This is a genomic window from Ruegeria sp. HKCCA5929 (assembly GCF_013034525.1).
GTDB lineage: Bacteria > Pseudomonadota > Alphaproteobacteria > Rhodobacterales > Rhodobacteraceae > Ruegeria.
Genome location: NZ_WQGE01000001.1, coordinates 676,227 through 692,601, shown reverse-complemented (window position 1 = coordinate 692,601; position 16,375 = coordinate 676,227). Strand labels below are relative to the sequence as shown.

General features: G+C 58.1%; 14 protein-coding genes. 9 read left to right on the top strand and 5 right to left on the bottom strand.

What is annotated here, in order from left to right; translation table 11 throughout:
• Positions 1-21: 21 nt before the first annotated feature.
• Positions 22-600: a helix-turn-helix domain-containing protein gene (locus GOV90_RS03420; protein ID WP_171090355.1), complete on the top strand. Its 579-nt coding sequence runs from the start codon at positions 22-24 to the stop codon at positions 598-600.
• A 53-nt stretch (positions 601-653) separates the two neighbouring features.
• Positions 654-1,817 (top strand): MFS transporter, encoded by a 1,164-nt coding sequence (locus tag GOV90_RS03415; protein ID WP_171090353.1) that lies wholly within the window; start codon positions 654-656, stop codon positions 1,815-1,817.
• Here the strand turns inward: GOV90_RS03415 and GOV90_RS03410 are convergent.
• Entirely contained in the window at positions 1,809-2,291 is a 483-nt protein-coding gene (locus GOV90_RS03410) for a hypothetical protein (RefSeq protein ID WP_171090351.1), read from the bottom strand. The genes GOV90_RS03415 and GOV90_RS03410 overlap by 9 nt on opposite strands.
• 96 nt (positions 2,292-2,387) lie before the next feature.
• Here GOV90_RS03410 and trkA point away from each other — a divergent pair, with 96 nt between their 5' ends.
• From trkA to GOV90_RS03385, 5 genes are all read left to right on the top strand, one after another.
• Positions 2,388-3,764 (top strand): Trk system potassium transporter TrkA, encoded by a 1,377-nt coding sequence (gene trkA / locus GOV90_RS03405; protein WP_171090349.1) that lies wholly within the window; start codon positions 2,388-2,390, stop codon positions 3,762-3,764.
• Positions 3,764-5,302, top strand: a complete 1,539-nt coding sequence (locus GOV90_RS03400) for a TrkH family potassium uptake protein (RefSeq protein WP_171090348.1) — start codon at positions 3,764-3,766, stop codon at positions 5,300-5,302. The genes trkA and GOV90_RS03400 overlap by 1 nt, the downstream gene beginning before the upstream one ends.
• A gap of 132 nt (positions 5,303-5,434) precedes the next feature.
• Positions 5,435-5,674 (top strand): RNA chaperone Hfq, encoded by a 240-nt coding sequence (gene hfq, locus GOV90_RS03395; RefSeq protein ID WP_005982826.1) that lies wholly within the window; start codon positions 5,435-5,437, stop codon positions 5,672-5,674.
• Complete coding sequence (gene hflX / locus GOV90_RS03390; RefSeq protein ID WP_171090346.1) at positions 5,674-6,945, top strand: GTPase HflX; 1,272 nt, start codon at positions 5,674-5,676, stop codon at positions 6,943-6,945. Before hfq ends, hflX begins: the two co-directional genes overlap by 1 nt.
• An 18-nt stretch (positions 6,946-6,963) precedes the next feature.
• A complete protein-coding gene (locus tag GOV90_RS03385; protein ID WP_171090343.1) occupies positions 6,964-7,272 on the top strand; it encodes a putative quinol monooxygenase in 309 nt (102 codons plus the stop codon).
• A 1-nt stretch (position 7,273) separates the two neighbouring features.
• Here GOV90_RS03385 and GOV90_RS03380 read toward each other — a convergent pair whose 3' ends face one another.
• The 4 genes from GOV90_RS03380 to hemB all read right to left on the bottom strand — a co-directional run bounded on the left by GOV90_RS03380 (position 7,274) and on the right by hemB (position 12,130).
• Complete coding sequence (locus GOV90_RS03380; protein ID WP_171090341.1) at positions 7,274-7,669, bottom strand: nuclear transport factor 2 family protein; 396 nt, start codon at positions 7,667-7,669, stop codon at positions 7,274-7,276.
• Positions 7,670-7,778: 109 nt separating this feature from the next.
• Positions 7,779-10,241 carry a penicillin acylase family protein gene (locus tag GOV90_RS03375; protein ID WP_171090340.1) on the bottom strand — a complete coding sequence of 821 codons (2,463 nt, stop codon included), beginning with the start codon at positions 10,239-10,241 and terminating at the stop codon, positions 7,779-7,781.
• 170 nt (positions 10,242-10,411) lie between these two features.
• Positions 10,412-10,987 carry a YSC84-related protein gene (locus GOV90_RS03370; protein ID WP_171090338.1) on the bottom strand — a complete coding sequence of 192 codons (576 nt, stop codon included), beginning with the start codon at positions 10,985-10,987 and terminating at the stop codon, positions 10,412-10,414.
• A gap of 144 nt (positions 10,988-11,131) precedes the next feature.
• Positions 11,132-12,130: a porphobilinogen synthase gene (gene hemB, locus GOV90_RS03365; protein ID WP_171090336.1), complete on the bottom strand. Its 999-nt coding sequence runs from the start codon at positions 12,128-12,130 to the stop codon at positions 11,132-11,134.
• 119 nt (positions 12,131-12,249) lie between these two features.
• Between hemB and GOV90_RS03360 the strand changes: the two genes are divergently transcribed.
• Both GOV90_RS03360 and mfd read left to right on the top strand, forming a co-directional pair.
• A complete protein-coding gene (locus GOV90_RS03360) occupies positions 12,250-12,774 on the top strand; it encodes a component of SufBCD complex (protein ID WP_171091175.1) in 525 nt (174 codons plus the stop codon).
• Positions 12,775-12,795: 21 nt separating this feature from the next.
• Positions 12,796-16,254 carry a transcription-repair coupling factor gene (gene mfd / locus GOV90_RS03355; protein ID WP_171090334.1) on the top strand — a complete coding sequence of 1,153 codons (3,459 nt, stop codon included), beginning with the start codon at positions 12,796-12,798 and terminating at the stop codon, positions 16,252-16,254.
• The last annotated feature ends 121 nt before the right edge of the window (positions 16,255-16,375 follow it).

Genomic DNA, 16,375 nt, shown 5'->3' with positions numbered 1-16,375 from the left:
GCCGGGACGGCTGGGCTGGCCATGAGTGTTTTGAGAGCAGTGAACCGGCTTGAAACCCGCGGCTATCCGGGTTTCGGAAAGCGCCTGAAACGGCTGCGCCGATCCGTCGGGTTCAAGCAAGCTCATCTGGCTGACCTCTTGCAGGTGGATCAGGCGACCGTTTCGCGGTGGGAAAGAGGCGGTCAGACACCGCCACCCGAGACCCAACAGGCCGTCTTTGCTGCCCTTGGACCGGTCCGCGCTGACGACAGCGCATTGCGGCGGTTGGTCATGAGCTCGTCAGATTGTGTGCATTTGGTCGAAGAGGCGAGCCACAGGTGTCTTGCCTATTCGGCCAACCGGGCGCGCGATTGGAAAACCAGTCAGAGCGCGCTGCTGGGAGTATCTCTGTGGCAGTTTGCAACGGATGAAATACAGGCAGCCGAGGCTGAACTCGATGCCGATGGATGGTGGGACATGCATACGCCCGCGCCAAAGGCGTTCCTGACGTCCGAAGCTGTCCATGACCGTATTCGCATCAGCGCGGGCGAAATCATCTGGGAACGCCTGTATCTGTCTGACGGAACGCCTGTTCGTCTGGTCAGCGGATCCAGATATTGAGGCCGCATAATTTATGCGTTCCTTGATCCGGTTGCGCGCAGTAGAAGCGGCTTATGGTACAGATATTTCAGGTTCTTCTTCTCTGGCTTGCTGGTCTGGGCGCGGCGACGCAATTTGCAAAAATTGCAGTTCCGTTTCCCGAGCTTGTCTTACTGTATCCTGATCACGTCGAAACCATGGGATGGTTGCTATCGATCATCAGCCTGATCGGAGCCTTGCTTGGGGCCTTGTCCGGGGCCATCGTGGGGCGGGTTGGGCCCTTGAAACTTTTGATCTTCGGCTTGTGCCTCGGTGGCGCGATTTCGATGTTTCAGGCGACATGGCCCGGGTTTTACATCATGCTGGCCAGTCGCTTTGTCGAGGGGCTTTCACATCTGGCCATTGTCGTCGCTGCGCCCACACTGATCGCACAGATCACAACCGGCAAGGCGCGCAACATTGCGATGGTCCTTTGGAGCACATTCTTTGGCGTCGCTTTTGCGCTGAATGCGTGGATCGGATTGCCGCTGATCGCCGCTTTTGGTCTGACCACGTTCTTCCTGCTGCATGGTTTCTTGATGCTTGGAGTAGCTGGCGTGATCCTGATCTGCCGGATGCGCGTGCAATTTGCCTCTGACACCAAACCCTGGCAGTGGACAGAAGTGCTGAACGTTCATCTTCGCACCTATCGCTCTCCGTTCGTGTCAGCCCCGGCAGTGGGGTGGTTCTTTTATACGCTGACCTTTGTGTCTTTGCTGGCCATCCTGCCGGGTCGTTTGTCGGAAGAAATCAGCGCGCACGTCGCCGGGTTGATGCCGCTGGCTGGAATTGTCCTGAGTTGGATAGCAGTTCCCGTCCTATTGAATGTGATGCCCTGCGTCGCGGTGATCAATCTGGGGTTCGGGCTGGGCATTTTTTCCATTGCCGGGGCCTTCCTTGGTCTGCCGCTGGAGATAGTATGCGTTCTGCTGTTTGCCGTGTTGGGACTCGTACAGGGGGGCAGCTTTGCAGCAGTGCCGATCCTGAACCAAACGGCCGAGGCGCAGGCGCTTAGCTATGGGGCAATGGCGCAGATGGGAAACGCGGGCAACTTGCTGGGTACACCAGTTCTGCTGGCGGTTTTGTGGCGCGTGGATGAGGCCGGGATGCTGCTGAGTGTGATCGGAATTTATGCAATCGCGATCCTTGCGCATATCGCGCTGGCCCGCCAGCGCGCGGCACAAACGCGGTCAGCCTGACTGACCGGGCGAAATGATTTGAAAAGACCCGTCATCGAATTTGACAAAACACGATTGCGTCGTAAGCGGCGGCAATGTTGTTGTTCGCGTTGCAGGTACGCTTGATTTTACGTTTTGCTTGCAGGCTGGCAGGCTGACGGGGCGGAACCCTTTTTGCGCCATGCACTGCGCCTCGACCGTGTTGCGCAGGCCCTGGTTCACATCCACGGTGTAAACCCGGCCCGGCTGCCACCATCCCGGTGACTGGTAACACCGTCCCCGACCGTCGCAATAGGTGCGACCGGGCCAGTATGTTGGCGGGCTTTGACGGATTTGATTGGCAACCGGCACTTCTTGTACTGCCTTTAGCTGACACTGTGTCGTCTCTTTTTGCAGGCGGGAAACGGTTGCCCCTTCGCGGTAATAGAGCGAAAGCGGCCCGCCGCATGAGGACAGCACCATTAGGGTTGCAAGCATAGGAAACAGCGTTTTCATATGCTTATCTTGCCGCAGCTGCGCTGGGATGACAATTCAATTGACCGCTTTAGGGGCATCTGTCATTCAATCCTTTCAGGCAGAAGGGCCAGAAACATGAAGGTCATCATATGCGGTGCGGGTCAGGTTGGCTGGCAGATTGCGCGGCACCTTTCGGGCGAACTGAATGACGTTACGGTCGTGGACAACAATCCCGACCTCGTGCGCCGGGCGACGGAAACGCTGGATGTACAGGGCATTGCAGGGTTTGCAAGCTACCCTGACGTGCTGGAGCGGGCAGGGGCCCGTGACGCCGACATGATTATCGCCGCGACCCATTCTGACGAAGTGAACATGGTCACCTGTCAGATGGCGCATTCGGTGTTCTCGATCCAGCGCAAGATCGCGCGCCTTCGGTCGAAATCTTATCTGGAAGCCATTCATTCGGATCTTTATCGCCGCGATCACCTGCCCATCGATGTGGTGATCAGCCCGGAACGCGAAGTGGCCGCCGCCGCCATGCGCCGCCTGTCGGCCCCATCGGCCTTTGACACCGAAATTTTCATGGATGGCAAGGCGCAGCTGCTGGGTATCAGGGTGGAAGAGGACTGCCCAATCGTGAATACGCCGCTGCGGCAACTGACTGATCTGTTTTCCACACTCAGTTCGATTGTGGTGGGGGTCCGACGCGATGGCACGTTGTTTGCGCCTGAGTCCGAAGACCAGCTGTTTGTCGGTGATGAATGCTACGTCTTTACCAGTGTAAACGACGTGAACCGCACGATGGAGGTGTTCGGCAAGGCCCAGAAGCGTCAGGACCGCGTTGTGATTGTGGGGGGCGGCAACGTCGGATTGGAAGTCGCCAGCACCCTGGAAGAGCGCGAGAGCCGGGTGCGCGCCAAGATCATCGAACGGGATCGGAAATGCGCCGAAATCGCCGCCGAAGCGCTGGAGCGGACGATTGTTCTGCACGGGGACGGTTTGGATTCCGGTCTGCTGAGCGAGGCCGGCATCGACCGCGCTGATGCGATGCTGGCGGTCACGGATGACGACCGCACCAACATGCTGGCCGCCGTGCGTGCCAAGGCCGAAGGCTGTGCGCTTGCGATTGCTCTAATCAACGATCCCAGCATGGTTGCCCTGATGGGACCGTTGGGCATTGATGCCTATATCAACCCGCGCGCCACCACCGTCAGCTCGATCCTGCGCCATATCCGGCATGGGCGTGTTAGACAGGTGTATTCCATCGGCGATGCCGAGGCCGAGGTGATTGAGGCCGAGGTTCTGTCAACCTCTCCGATGGCGGGGCAGAAACTGCGCGATATCGATTTCCCCGAAGGTGTGCTGGTGGGTGCTGTGCGCAAAGGGGATGAGGTTCTGCGTCCGACGGGCAGTCTGCGGATCGATGAAAAGGATGTGGTTGCCATCTTTGCCATGGCCAAGGACGTGCCCGAGGTCGAACGCCTGATGCAGGTTTCAATCGATTTCTTCTGATGGCGCGCGCTGGGACACAACAGGTTGGGCTTTTGCGGCGATTGCCGTTGTTCCTGCTGATCTGGGCCATCGTGTCTCTGGCCATGTGGATTCCGGCTCTTTATGCGCTGGTATTGGATGATCACGAGACCTCGCGGTCATTTCTGTACTCGGGCATTCTGGGCCTGTTCCTGGTCTCCATCATCGCAATGGCGTCGTCGAATCGAATCCCGCGACGGGGTACTTTGGGGCAACTGGCGGTAATGTTGGGATGTTTCACCATCCTTCCTATTTTTCTTGCGATCCCGTTTCATGATGCGCTTGGCACGACCACGTTTCTGAACGCTTACTTCGATATGGTCAGCGCACTGACGACCACCGGGGCCGACCTGTTTCCTGACCACAACCGTCTAAGCGCGCCGCTGCACCTTTGGCGTGCGCTGGTCGGTTGGATGGGGGGCTTGCTGATGTGGATCGCGGCTGCCGCGATTCTGGCCCCGCTGTCCCTTGGTGGGTTCGAGGTGACTGCAAAAGGGCAACCCGGTCGCCCGGTATCGGGTGTCGCACAAAGCGAGCGCGTGGATCCCCGCGGCCGTTTGCTGCGTGTGGCGCGGGCGCTGACGCCGGTATATGCCGGGCTGACTGTAGTAATCTGGGTGCTTCTGCTGATCGCGGGTGAGGCCGGGCTAACGGCTGTCTGTCACGCGATGTCAGTGATGGCGACTTCGGGTATCTCTCCGGTTGGCGGCATGGAAGGCGCACAGGCCGGATTTACAGGTGAAGCAATCCTTTTCCTTTTCCTGTTCTTTGCCCTTTCGCGCCTGACCTTTTCGACTGATACCGCCACCACCGGATATTCACGTTTGGACAGAGACCCCGAGTTTCGCATCGGTTTGATGATCGTTCTTGCGGTCGCGTTGTTGCTGTTCTTCCGCGTGGTGGCTGGCGTGACGGAAATCGGCGGGCAGATTGCTCCGCTTCAGGCGTTGCAGGTGATCTGGGGCATGCTGTTCACTGTGCTGGCCTTCCTGACCACGGCTGGATTTGAAAGTGCGAACTGGAACGATGCCCAGCAATTGTCGGGTCTGGGTACGCCGGGGTTATTGCTGATGGGATTGGCGCTGATCGGCGGCGGCGTCGCCACCACTGCCGGAGGCGTCAAGCTGTTGCGGGTTTTTGCGTTGTACCTCAACGGCGCGCGAGAGATCGACCGCTTGATTTACCCTTCGTCCGTCAGCGGTGTCGGCGGCGGCAATCGGCGCATTCAAAGCGACGGGGCCTTTATCGCCTGGATCTTTTTGATGCTTTTCGCGCTGACGCTTGCGGTGTTTAACCTTTTGCTGGCGGCGATGGGGTCCGGCTTTGAACAGGCAATGGTGCTGAGTGTTGCCACTTTGACGACAACGGGTCCGCTGATCGAACTGGCTACGGACGTCCCAATTCGGCTAATTGATCTGTCTTCCGGGGCGAAACTGACGCTGTGTGCAGCGATGGTGATCGGTCGGCTCGAGACGCTGGCGATCATCGCCCTGATCACACCGTCGCTGTGGCGCGATTGAGCCGAACACGCCCCGCGGACGTTACCGCCTTATTTTTCATCTGGAATATCTCTTCGCGGCACTCCATACTCGCCGGGAGGGAGCGCGTTGGTCCGCAGCGCGTAGCAAGAACAATGGCGAGATTATAAAAATATGGCTTCGGACAGACAGAATCTTCAGGATGCCTTCCTGAACAATGTACGGAAAGCTAAGGTTCCGGTAACGATCTTCCTGATCAATGGCGTGAAGTTGCAAGGTGTGATCACCTGGTTCGACAATTTCTGCGTATTGTTGCGCCGCGACGGACAGTCGCAGCTGGTCTACAAACACGCGATTTCAACCATCATGCCGTCACAGCCGATCAACCTGTATGAGGGCGAAGACGCCTCTTGATGGAACATGACCGGAGGCGCACCCGAGCCTGGGTGCTGCATCCCGAAATCAAATCAGATGAACAGCGCCGTGTCCCTGAACCGGCGCTGGCCGAAGCGGTTGCGCTGGCTGCCGCGTTGCCTGATCTGGAAGTGGTCGGGACTGAAATCGTGCGCCTTCCTCGTGCGCAGGCCGGGTATCTCTTCGGCAGCGGTAAGATCGACGAGCTGCATGACCGCTTTCATGACCACAAGGTTGATCTGGTCCTGATCGACGGTCCGGTTACACCGGTGCAGCAACGCAATCTGGAAAAGGCGCTGGAGGTCAAAATTCTCGACCGAACCGGGCTGATCCTTGAAATTTTCAGCGATCGCGCCCGCACCCGTGAAGGGGTGTTGCAGGTCGAGATGGCGGCTCTCAGCTATCAGCGCACGCGATTGGTGCGGGCCTGGACCCACCTTGAACGGCAACGGGGTGGGCTGGGATTCGTTGGCGGACCGGGTGAAACACAGATCGAAGCCGACCGCCGCGCCATTGACGAGCAACTGGTCAGGCTGCGGCGTCAGTTGCAGAAGGTGGTCAAGACCCGCACGCTGCACAGGGCCGCACGTGCCAAGGTGCCGTATCCCATCGTTGCTCTGGTGGGGTATACAAACGCGGGCAAGTCAACGTTGTTCAACCGTCTGACCGGAGCTGAGGTCATGGCCAAGGACATGCTGTTTGCCACGCTGGATCCGACCATGCGGCGCGTACAGCTTCCTGATGGCCCCGAGGTAATCCTGTCGGATACGGTGGGCTTTATCTCAAACCTGCCAACCGAGCTTGTGGCGGCGTTCCGCGCAACCCTCGAGGAAGTGCTGGGCGCGGACCTGATCGTTCATGTGCGTGACATCAGCCATGAAGAAACGGATGCACAGGCCCAGGATGTTGAGTCCATCCTAACCTCTTTAGGTGTCGATGAAGAACGTCCACGGCTTGAAGTTTGGAACAAGATCGACCTGCTCAACCCCGAGGACAAGGACGCCGCATTGGCGCGGGCCGAGCGGGACCCGACTATCTTCTCAATCTCGGCTGTTACCGGCGAAGGCGTTGACCCGCTGTTGGCCGAGATCGCCACACTGCTTCAGGGGGCGCGGCACGAGGTAGTTTTGAAACTTTCTTTCGCCGAGGGGAACAAGCGGGCGTGGTTATTCCGTCAGGACGTTGTCCAGAGCGAGGATCAAACCGAGGACGGGTTCCGTCTGACCGTTTTGTGGACGGACAAACAGGCCGCGCAGTTTGCGTCGCTTTGAACAAGACAAGGGGCGGGCATGTCGGATGTATCGGATCAACGGGTTTTCCTGAAAGGCCATATCGACGTGCCACCCGACCGGCTTGAAGCTGTGCGGGCAGCATTACCGCTCCACATCTCTCTCACACGGGCGGAAGAGGGCTGTATATCTTTCGAAGTTGTGGAAGATCAGGCAACGCCCGGGCGGTTCATGGTGTCAGAAGTGTTTGCAACGCAAGCGGCTTTTGACGCACATCAGGCACGGGCTAAGGCGTCAGACTGGTTTCAGGTCACGCAGGGAATACCCCGAAACTACACGATAGAAACAGCTGCGGATCGAGCGCGTTAAGCTATTTGCCGTCAATCTGCCGTTGATAGTCATCTGCGTCGAACCAGCCCAGCGAAGACTTTACAAGATAGTCTGACGTCAATTCCCACTCTTCCCAACCGCGCGCCACAACGTGATTGCCGGTCTCGACGTGGTTCCCTTCTAGGGTCCAAACAAAAATAGCGTGAGATCCGGCCCACCGCATCATATCGCAACGGACCTCTAAGTCCGGGAAGTCGGCGTAGAAGCCACGAGCCATATCGGCAATCGCAGCGCGCCCCTCTATGGGGTCGCCTCGGTTGATTGTGATTTGTCCATCAGGTGCAAAGAAGCCGGCAACTGCATCGGGGTCACCAGAACTCCATGCAATCGCGTAGTCCCGCGCAAGATTATTCAGGACATCCCGAATACTGGCCATATTCGCCCCCTTTTGGTCCCACATAATCGGTGGAATGATCATAGGCGAAAAAGGTTCAAGGTGCCACGACGCCCCGGAAATCGGGGCGAGGAGTTGCCGACTAGGCGGATTATCGCGGGATCAGATTGGTCACACCAACCGCTGCAGCGCGCGCCAGATCAAGGTCCAACGACATGGGAATATACTCGCCACGCCGCCATAGCTGTGCCTGATCGTCGTAGTAGCGCGACAGGAAGTGCCCCGATTGACCGGTCGCGGTGATAAAGACCGAGCTGTTGGGATCAGCAAAGTCGTACACCCCACGATACCCGGCACCGTGTACGTTCTGAAACGGATCCGGGCCTTCGCCCGAGGTGCGCCCGCGCAGCAACGTGTTGTCGCCACCGCTGGTCGATTGGCGGATGTTCACGAAATAGCGCAGGACAGGCACGTCGCCCAGAACCTGGTGATCATGCGTGGCCTGATGGGCATCTCCCCAGCGCAGGGACTCCAACGCGCTGCCATAGCGTTCAGAGATCCAGATCAGGGCGTCGTCCAGCGCCAGTCGGGCCATTTCGGTACACGTCTCAACCGGGGCGCTTTGTCGTACATCGCACCACACACTTGCTCCGTCGATGTCGCGATAAACGCGCTCGATAAACAACGGTTCCACGTGTTTGTATTCGCTGGCGAGTGGTCCCAGTTCGTCCGCGATCAGGCGGATCTGAAGAGCGCGCAACCATGCTGCATAGATCAGTGGCTCGGGCAGGTGTTCGTTCATCTCGCCGTTCCAATCCGCCAGCAGCGACAAGGCGATCTGGCGTTGACGTTCCGGCGTGCCCTCGGGCGCAGACGCACCGGTGAACCACAGATCCGCGCCGATCAACGGCAGCAAGGACCGGGCGGTAAAACTAACTGTATCCAACTGCGCTTCGATAAAGCTGTCGCGGGTATGGACCTCGCGCGATTGCATCAGACGATCCCACCGATGCACGCGCTGTGTATCCCCCCATTCAAACGAGACATGGTTGGGGAAGGGGCGGTCGATAATCTTGTTATTCGTATTGCCCAGAATACCGCCAACAGGGGCGATAAATTCGGGATTGTCTGTATAGGGCAAACGGCCCTGCCAGCGGTTTGCTTCAATCCATCCGGGGCTAGGAATGCGCCCACGGCTTTGGTTTTGCAAATCGCGCTGCGGCATGGCACCGATCAACTTCATTCCGATGGTGGTCCGGTCAACCAGCGACAAGTTCTGTGACGGGGCAATGTATTGCTCGCCCGCCCGAATGGCCTGTTGCACATTGTCGGAATTCATCAGGGCCATGGATGCGGTCATTGACGTGTCACGGGGGCTCAGCGCTGTCCAGGATAACGACGCCACATGGCCGGGCGGAGTGATTGTCTCCAGCTTGTAATCCGTGCCGGGCAGCACCGGGCCGTTATCTGTCCAGCGCAGCGTTAGTGTGACTGGCGCCTCGTCCTTGATGGCGATGATCGATGGGCGGGTCAGAAATTCCTTGTAGCCGTCCGGGGTCAGGTATTCCTCGGGGTTGTCCGGGTTCAGCTGTTCTATGTGCAGGTCCTGATCATCTAGATAAGATGAGGTCAGCCCCCATCCCAACCTGTCACTGCGTCCGGTCATAATGGCAGGAACACCGGGTATCGAGGCCCCGATCACACCGCCTTTTTCAAGATCAAGATGCGCCAAGTACCACACACCGGGTGCTGTGAAGCCCAGATGAGGGTCGTTTGCCAGCAAAGTGCCTCCACTTGCCGACCGAGATGGGGCGGCGGTCCAAGCGTTCGATGCTCCGGCCAGACCGCGTTTTGGAAGCGGTGATAGAGGTGTCTCGGGTGCCTCTTTTCCGGCGGCATAGCGTGGAAGATTCGGGAAAAGGGATGCGTATTCCGGCAAAGCCGCGATACCGGGGCCTGGGACATCCGGCAGAATATCGGCAAGACGTTCTGGGTTGTTCAGCATCAAAGAGGTGCGGGCGCGCAGAACTTCGTCAGTCAAGTGCCCAGACAATTGCAAAGCCATCAACTTTATGATCGCAAGGCTATCGCCCGGTTGCCAGGGTGATACCGGGGCGTTGAACAGGAACATTTCCGGTGCACCGCGACCCAGCGCCTGTTCATTAATTTCAGTCAACCTTGCATTGACCCCGGCCGCATACGCCCGCAATGCGGCTTTGGTGTAGTCGTCCTGCACCTCGACCGAACGATGTGCTAGGCCATAGAGATCCAGCCGCCGCAGCAATTTGTCGATGTGCAGAGTGCGTGTGCCAAAAACTTCGGACAAACGGCCTTGTGCCGTCCGGCGCATCACGGTCATTTGCCAAAGCCGGTCCTGTGCATGGGCGTACCCTAGGCCAAAGAACACATCGGGATCGGTCTGGCCCAAAATATGCGGCACGTTGGCGGTGTCGCGAACGATCTCAACAGGGGCGGTAAGACCATCAACTTCAAGGGTCTGGTCGTAATCCGGTAGGGATTGGCTGGCCAGGAAATAGACAAGGCCAATCGCGGCGAGGATCAGAATAATCAGACCCGACGCGATGCGCACCAGCCAGCGGAAAACAAGACCCATTACTGCCCCATATTATCATTCGAATTCAGATTGCGCCGAGACTAGTGGATGGCGGGTCTGACCGAAAGAGGAACGCCGCAAGAACCTGCGCGGAAAGGCTTGTAAACACTTGCCCCGCCGCAGTGTTGTGCTGCGACGGGGACCATGTGTGGGGGAAGTGGTAATCCGAATTATGGAATGATGCGCGTGTATTTCGTGCCTTCGATGGTCGCGCCAAATTTCAGACCGGCCTGACCAAAGACCGCCGCCAGTACCGGCGAACGCAATGTTGTTGTGTCCGCAGACAAGGAATTCCCTGTTGCGTCGACCACGTATCCAATGTCGGCTCCGGCTGTCCATCCGCTGGAACGGCGGAAATCATTCAATGCATCTTCGGTCATGAAGAACAGAACATGCGCATATTGCTGCGCCCCAAATTGCAGGCCGGCGGTCCCGGAAATTGCGGAATAATAATCGACCGTCGCGCCGTTGATGCGCAGCGCGCCTTGGCCGTAGGCACCCCCAAAGATGATCAATCCGGCGTCGGTGATCAGGGGCATAACCAACATCCCAGTGGATTTGTTCACAATCTCAACCGTGTTGGGATATTTCGCGTACATTTCCGTCAGCGTGGCGTCGACGCGAGCGTCGATAGTTGCTGCGTTTGATGTGCCGACGCCGTTACCGCAGGCGGTGGTCAGGGTCAGACCTGCCATGCCAAAGGCAAAGCCGCGACGGCTCAGTCGGGGGGAAGGGGAACTGCTCATGGTTTTTATATCTCTGTAACTGTGCCTGATGTGTCGGGTGATCCCGATCTTGGTGGCAAGGATACGCCGATTAGGGCGATGTGTCACGGGAAAGCTGCCGGAAGCAACCTGTTTGTCGGCGAAAAATTGCGACTCTTTGGGGTTTTAGCCCTGAAGAATGCGTGCGACCAGCGGCGAGAAATAGGTCAGAATGCCGTCACATCCCGAGCGCTTGAAAGCCAACAGACTTTCCAACATCACCTTTTCGCCGTCGATCCATCCGTTCTGCGCCGCCGCCTGGATCATCGCATATTCGCCCGAGACCTGATAGGCGTAAGTCGGCGCGCCAAAGCTGTCTTTTACCCGCCGGCAGATGTCCAGGTAGGGCATGCCCGGCTTGATCATCACCATATCCGCACCCTCAGACAGGTCACGCTCGATCAGGCGCAGCGCTTCGTCCGAGTTGGCCGGGTCCATCTGATAGGATTTCTTGTCACCGGTCAGCGCGCCAGAAGCCCCAACGGCGTCACGGAAGGGGCCGTAAAATGCGCTCGCGTATTTCGCGGCATAGCTGAGGATCATGACGTTGTGGTGGCCAGCGCCCTCTAACGCGCGGCGCATTTCGCCAATCCGACCGTCCATCATGTCTGATGGGCCGATAATGTCCGCTCCGGCCTCGGCCTGGGCAAGGGTCATTTTGACCAATGCCTCGACGGTCTGATCATTCACGATCTCACCATCGACGACGTAGCCGTCATGTCCGTTGATATTGTAGGGGTCCAGCGCCACGTCGGTCATCACGGCGATATCAGGCGCGGCAGCCTTGATCGCCCGGATAGCGCGATTCGAAAGATTGTCTGGGTTCCATGCCTCGGCACAATCTTCGGTCTTCAGCGACGAATCCGTGTATGGAAAGATGCAAATCGCAGGAATTCCAAGCGCCTGTGCTTCGGTTGCGGCTTTGGCAATCAAATCAACCGATCGCCGTACGACACCCGGCATCGAAGGCACAGGTTCTTCGATCCCTTCACCATCTCGCACGAAAACCGGCCAAATCAGGTCTTGTGTGGTCAGCGTATTTTCACGCACCAGCCCCCGAATTGCCTCGGACTGACGGGCCCGCCGAAAGCGGGTCAGGGGGTAGGGGGCAATGGTTGGTTTCATGGCGCGTTCTCCTTGAACATTCCAGCATTGGGTGGCATGAATTCACAAAGGTCTCAAGGGTATCAATGGACGCGCCGCCGCGATAAACCCCCCTGAGTTGTTTGAATAAAGGGTTGGGTTTGGACTGGTACTCTTCGATTTTTGAACTCATCGACATGCGCAGTTTTTCGAATCTGTGGTACTGGATTGTGCTGGCGGTGGTCTGGTCGTCGGCAAGCCACTGGGTGATGGGCATTCCGTATGATCTGGTTGTACGCGCGCGACGGATCGGCGGGCAGGTCGAGGTCGATCTTTTGGACATCGTACGCATCAACACGAACCGAATTTTGCTGATCGTTGACATGTCGGGTACCATCCTATTGGCTTTTGCAAGTTTCATGCTGACCGGTCTGGCGACACTGGGGTTTTATTACGACGTTGAATTTGCGCAGGCGGTTTTTTTGCTCATGTTTCCGATGACGCTGGTTCTTTTGGTGAATATCTCACAGGCCAGGCGTCTGCGTCGGCAGGAACTGACGCTTGAAACCGTCACCAAGACCATTTCCCGCTGCCGTCTTTATACCCAGATCATCGGCATGATCTCGATACTGGTCACTTCGTTCTGGGGCATGTATCAGAACATTTCGATTGGCGTTCTGGGTTAGACTTATCTGAAAGGCGAGGCGATGAAGGCTCCGAACCACGTAACAGTTGGCGGCGCCCCTGAAGGGTTTGACGCACAACTTGTGCTGAACGAAATCGCCCGCAGCAACGGGCCGGTGGCCCATGTCGCGCGTGACGACAAGCGGATGGAAGCGATGCGCGCTGCGCTGGCCTTCTTTGCCCCCGACATGCCGGTCTTTGTATTCCCCGGCTGGGATTGTCTGCCTTATGATCGGGTGTCGCCGAACGCGGATATTTCGGCGGCACGGGTGGCCACCTTGGCCGCTCTGGTCCACCAAATGCCGCAGAAATTCGTGCTGCTGACCACACTTAATGCCGCCACCCAACGCGTGCCCGCGCGTGAGGTGCTGCGCGAGGCGGCGTTTACCGCACGTGTTGATCAGCGCATCGACGAGACCGCTCTGAGAAACTTTCTGGTGCGCATGGGGTTCACCCAAAGCCCAACAGTGATGGAGCCCGGCGATTATGCCATTCGCGGCGGCATTATCGACATCTTCCCGCCGGGCGAATCCGGCCCCGTTCGTTTGGATCTTTTCGGCGACGTTCTGGACGGCGCGCGTCGCTTTGATCCGGTATCTCAGCGTACCACTGAAAAGCTGGATGTGGTTGAACTTGCACCTGTATCCGAGGTCATTCTGGACGAGGCCGCTATTACCCGGTTCCGCCAGAACTATCGCATCGAATTTGGCGCGGCAGGTACAGATGATCCGCTTTACGAAGCGGTCAGTGCCGGTCGCAAACATCAGGGCATCGAGCACTGGCTGCCGTTTTTTCACGACAAGCTTGAGACGCTGTTTGACTATCTGCCGGACGCCACGGTCACCGTAGACGATCAGGTCACACCAGCGCGTCTGGCGCGGTGGGATACGATTGCCGATCAATATGAAACCCGACGTTTGGCTTTGGAAAACCGATCCCGCATGGACACGGTCTATAAACCGACGCCTCCGGGTCTGCTCTACCTTGACGATGCCGCGTGGGAGGCTGCGGTCGCAGATCGCAGGGTTATGCAGTTCAGCCCCTTGCCGCAGGCTTCTGGTCCCGGTGTCATCGATGCAGGTGGGCGGATCGGACGCAACTTTGCGCCGGAACGCCAGCAGGAGAACATCAGCCTGTTTGGCGCTTTGGCCAGCCACATCACAGCCAAGCTCGACAAAGGCCCGGTGCTGATCGCCTCGTATTCAGAGGGTGCGCGCGAACGTCTGACTGGTTTGATCGAAGATGAAGGTCTGGCCGAGGCCATTCCGGTGACGAACGGCACCCGCATCGGCAAACGCGGCTTGCACCTTGCTGTCTGGGCGCTGGAGCACGGGTTTGAAACCCCTGGCTTGACAGTCATCGCCGAACAGGACGTATTGGGCGACCGCCTGATCCGCCAGCCCAAGAAGCGCCGCAAGGCCGAGAACTTCCTGACCGAGACTCAGTCCCTTAGCCCCGGTGATCTGGTGGTGCATGTGGACCACGGGATCGGTCGATACATGGGGATGGAGGTTGTCACAGCTGCAAGCGCCGCGCACGAATGCCTGCTGCTGGAATACGCCGAGCAAGCCAAGCTGTATCTGCCGGTCGAAAACATCGAACTTCTGTCCAAATACGGCCATGACGAAGGTTTGCTGGACCGTCTTGGTGGTGGTGCATGGCAGGCCAAGAAAGCCAAGCTGAAGGAACGCATCCGCGAGATGGCGGACAAACTGATCCGCATCGCCGCTGAACGTGCCCTGCGCAAGGCTCCGGTGATGGACCCGCCGCCCCATGCGTGGGAAGAGTTCAGCGCGCGCTTCCCCTATCAGGAAACCGATGACCAGCTGCGGGCCATCTCGGACGTGATGGAAGACATGCATTCCGGCGCACCGATGGATCGCCTGATCTGCGGCGACGTGGGCTTTGGCAAAACCGAGGTCGCCATGCGGGCCGCCTTTGTGACAGCCATGTCAGGCGTACAGGTGGCCGTTGTTGCGCCCACCACCCTTCTGGCGCGTCAACACGCGGCCAGTTTCAAGGAACGGTTCCGTGGCTTTCCGCTGGAAGTGCGGCAACTCTCGCGGTTTGTGTCCACGAAAGAAGCGCAGCAAACACGTGATGGGCTGGCACGCGGTACGGTGGATATTGTGATCGGCACCCATGCGCTGCTGGCCAAGACCATCCGGTTCAACAATCTGGGCTTGCTGATCATCGATGAGGAACAGCATTTCGGCGTAGGTCACAAAGAACGTCTGAAGCAACTGCGCAGCGACATTCACGTGCTGACCCTGACCGCAACTCCGATACCTCGGACGCTGCAATTATCGCTGACCGGCGTGCGCGATCTGTCGATCATTGGAACCCCTCCTATCGACCGCTTAGCCATCCGCACATATGTCAGCGAGTTCGATGCTGTCACGATCCGAGAGGCGCTGCTGCGTGAACACTATCGCGGCGGTCAGAGTTTCTATGTGGTGCCCCGTATTTCGGACCTGCCGGAGATTGAAGAGTTCCTGAAAAACCAACTGCCTGAACTGACCTATGTGGTGGCGCATGGTCAGATGGCAGCGGGCGAGCTCGACGACCGAATGAACGCGTTTTACGACGGCAAATATGACGTGCTGCTGGCCACGACAATTGTCGAAAGCGGGCTGGATATTCCCACCGCAAACACAATGGTTGTTCACCGCGCGGATATGTTTGGTCTTGCGCAACTCTATCAGATACGGGGGCGGGTAGGGCGGTCAAAGACGCGTGCCTATGCTTACCTGACTACCAAGCCGCGTCAGAAACTGACCGCCACGGCTGAAAAACGCCTGCGCGTTCTGGGCTCGCTGGATACGCTGGGAGCCGGGTTCACTCTGGCGTCGCAAGACCTGGACATTCGCGGTGCGGGTAACCTTTTGGGTGAGGAACAGTCCGGCCAGATGCGCGACGTCGGGTATGAACTCTACCAATCGATGCTGGAAGAGGCGATTGCCAAGATCAAGGCAGGTGAGATGGAGGGGCTGTCGGATGCAGACGATCAATGGGCCCCGCAGATCAATCTGGGCGTGCCGGTTTTGATCCCTGAAGACTACGTTCCCGATCTGGACGTGCGCTTGGGCCTGTATCGCCGCCTGTCCTCGCTGTCGACTAAGGTGGAGCTGGAAGGGTTTGCTGCCGAACTGATCGACCGGTTCGGAAAACTGCCAAAAGAGGTCAACACTCTGATGCTGGTCGTTCGCATCAAGGCGATGTGCAAGCGCGCCGGGATTGCCAAGCTGGATGGCGGCCCGAAGGGCGCAACCATTCAGTTTCACAACGACAAGTTTGCCTCGCCACAGGGGCTGGTCGAATTCATCCAGAACCAGCGCGGTATGGCCAAGGTCAAAGACAACAAGATCGTGGTGAGGCGCGACTGGAAGAAAGACAGCGACAAGATCAAAGGGGCTTTCGCCATTGCCCGTGATCTGGCCGAAAAAGTGGTCGCGGTAAAGAAAAAGGCCAAGGCAGGTTGAATTGTGGGCGGGGGGCGCTGCCCCCGCTGCGCGTTCCGCGCATCTCCCCCGAGGTATTGACGGCCAGATGAAGGGCGGATCCCAGCTTCATCTGGCTAAAAATACCTCAGCCGGAGGCATC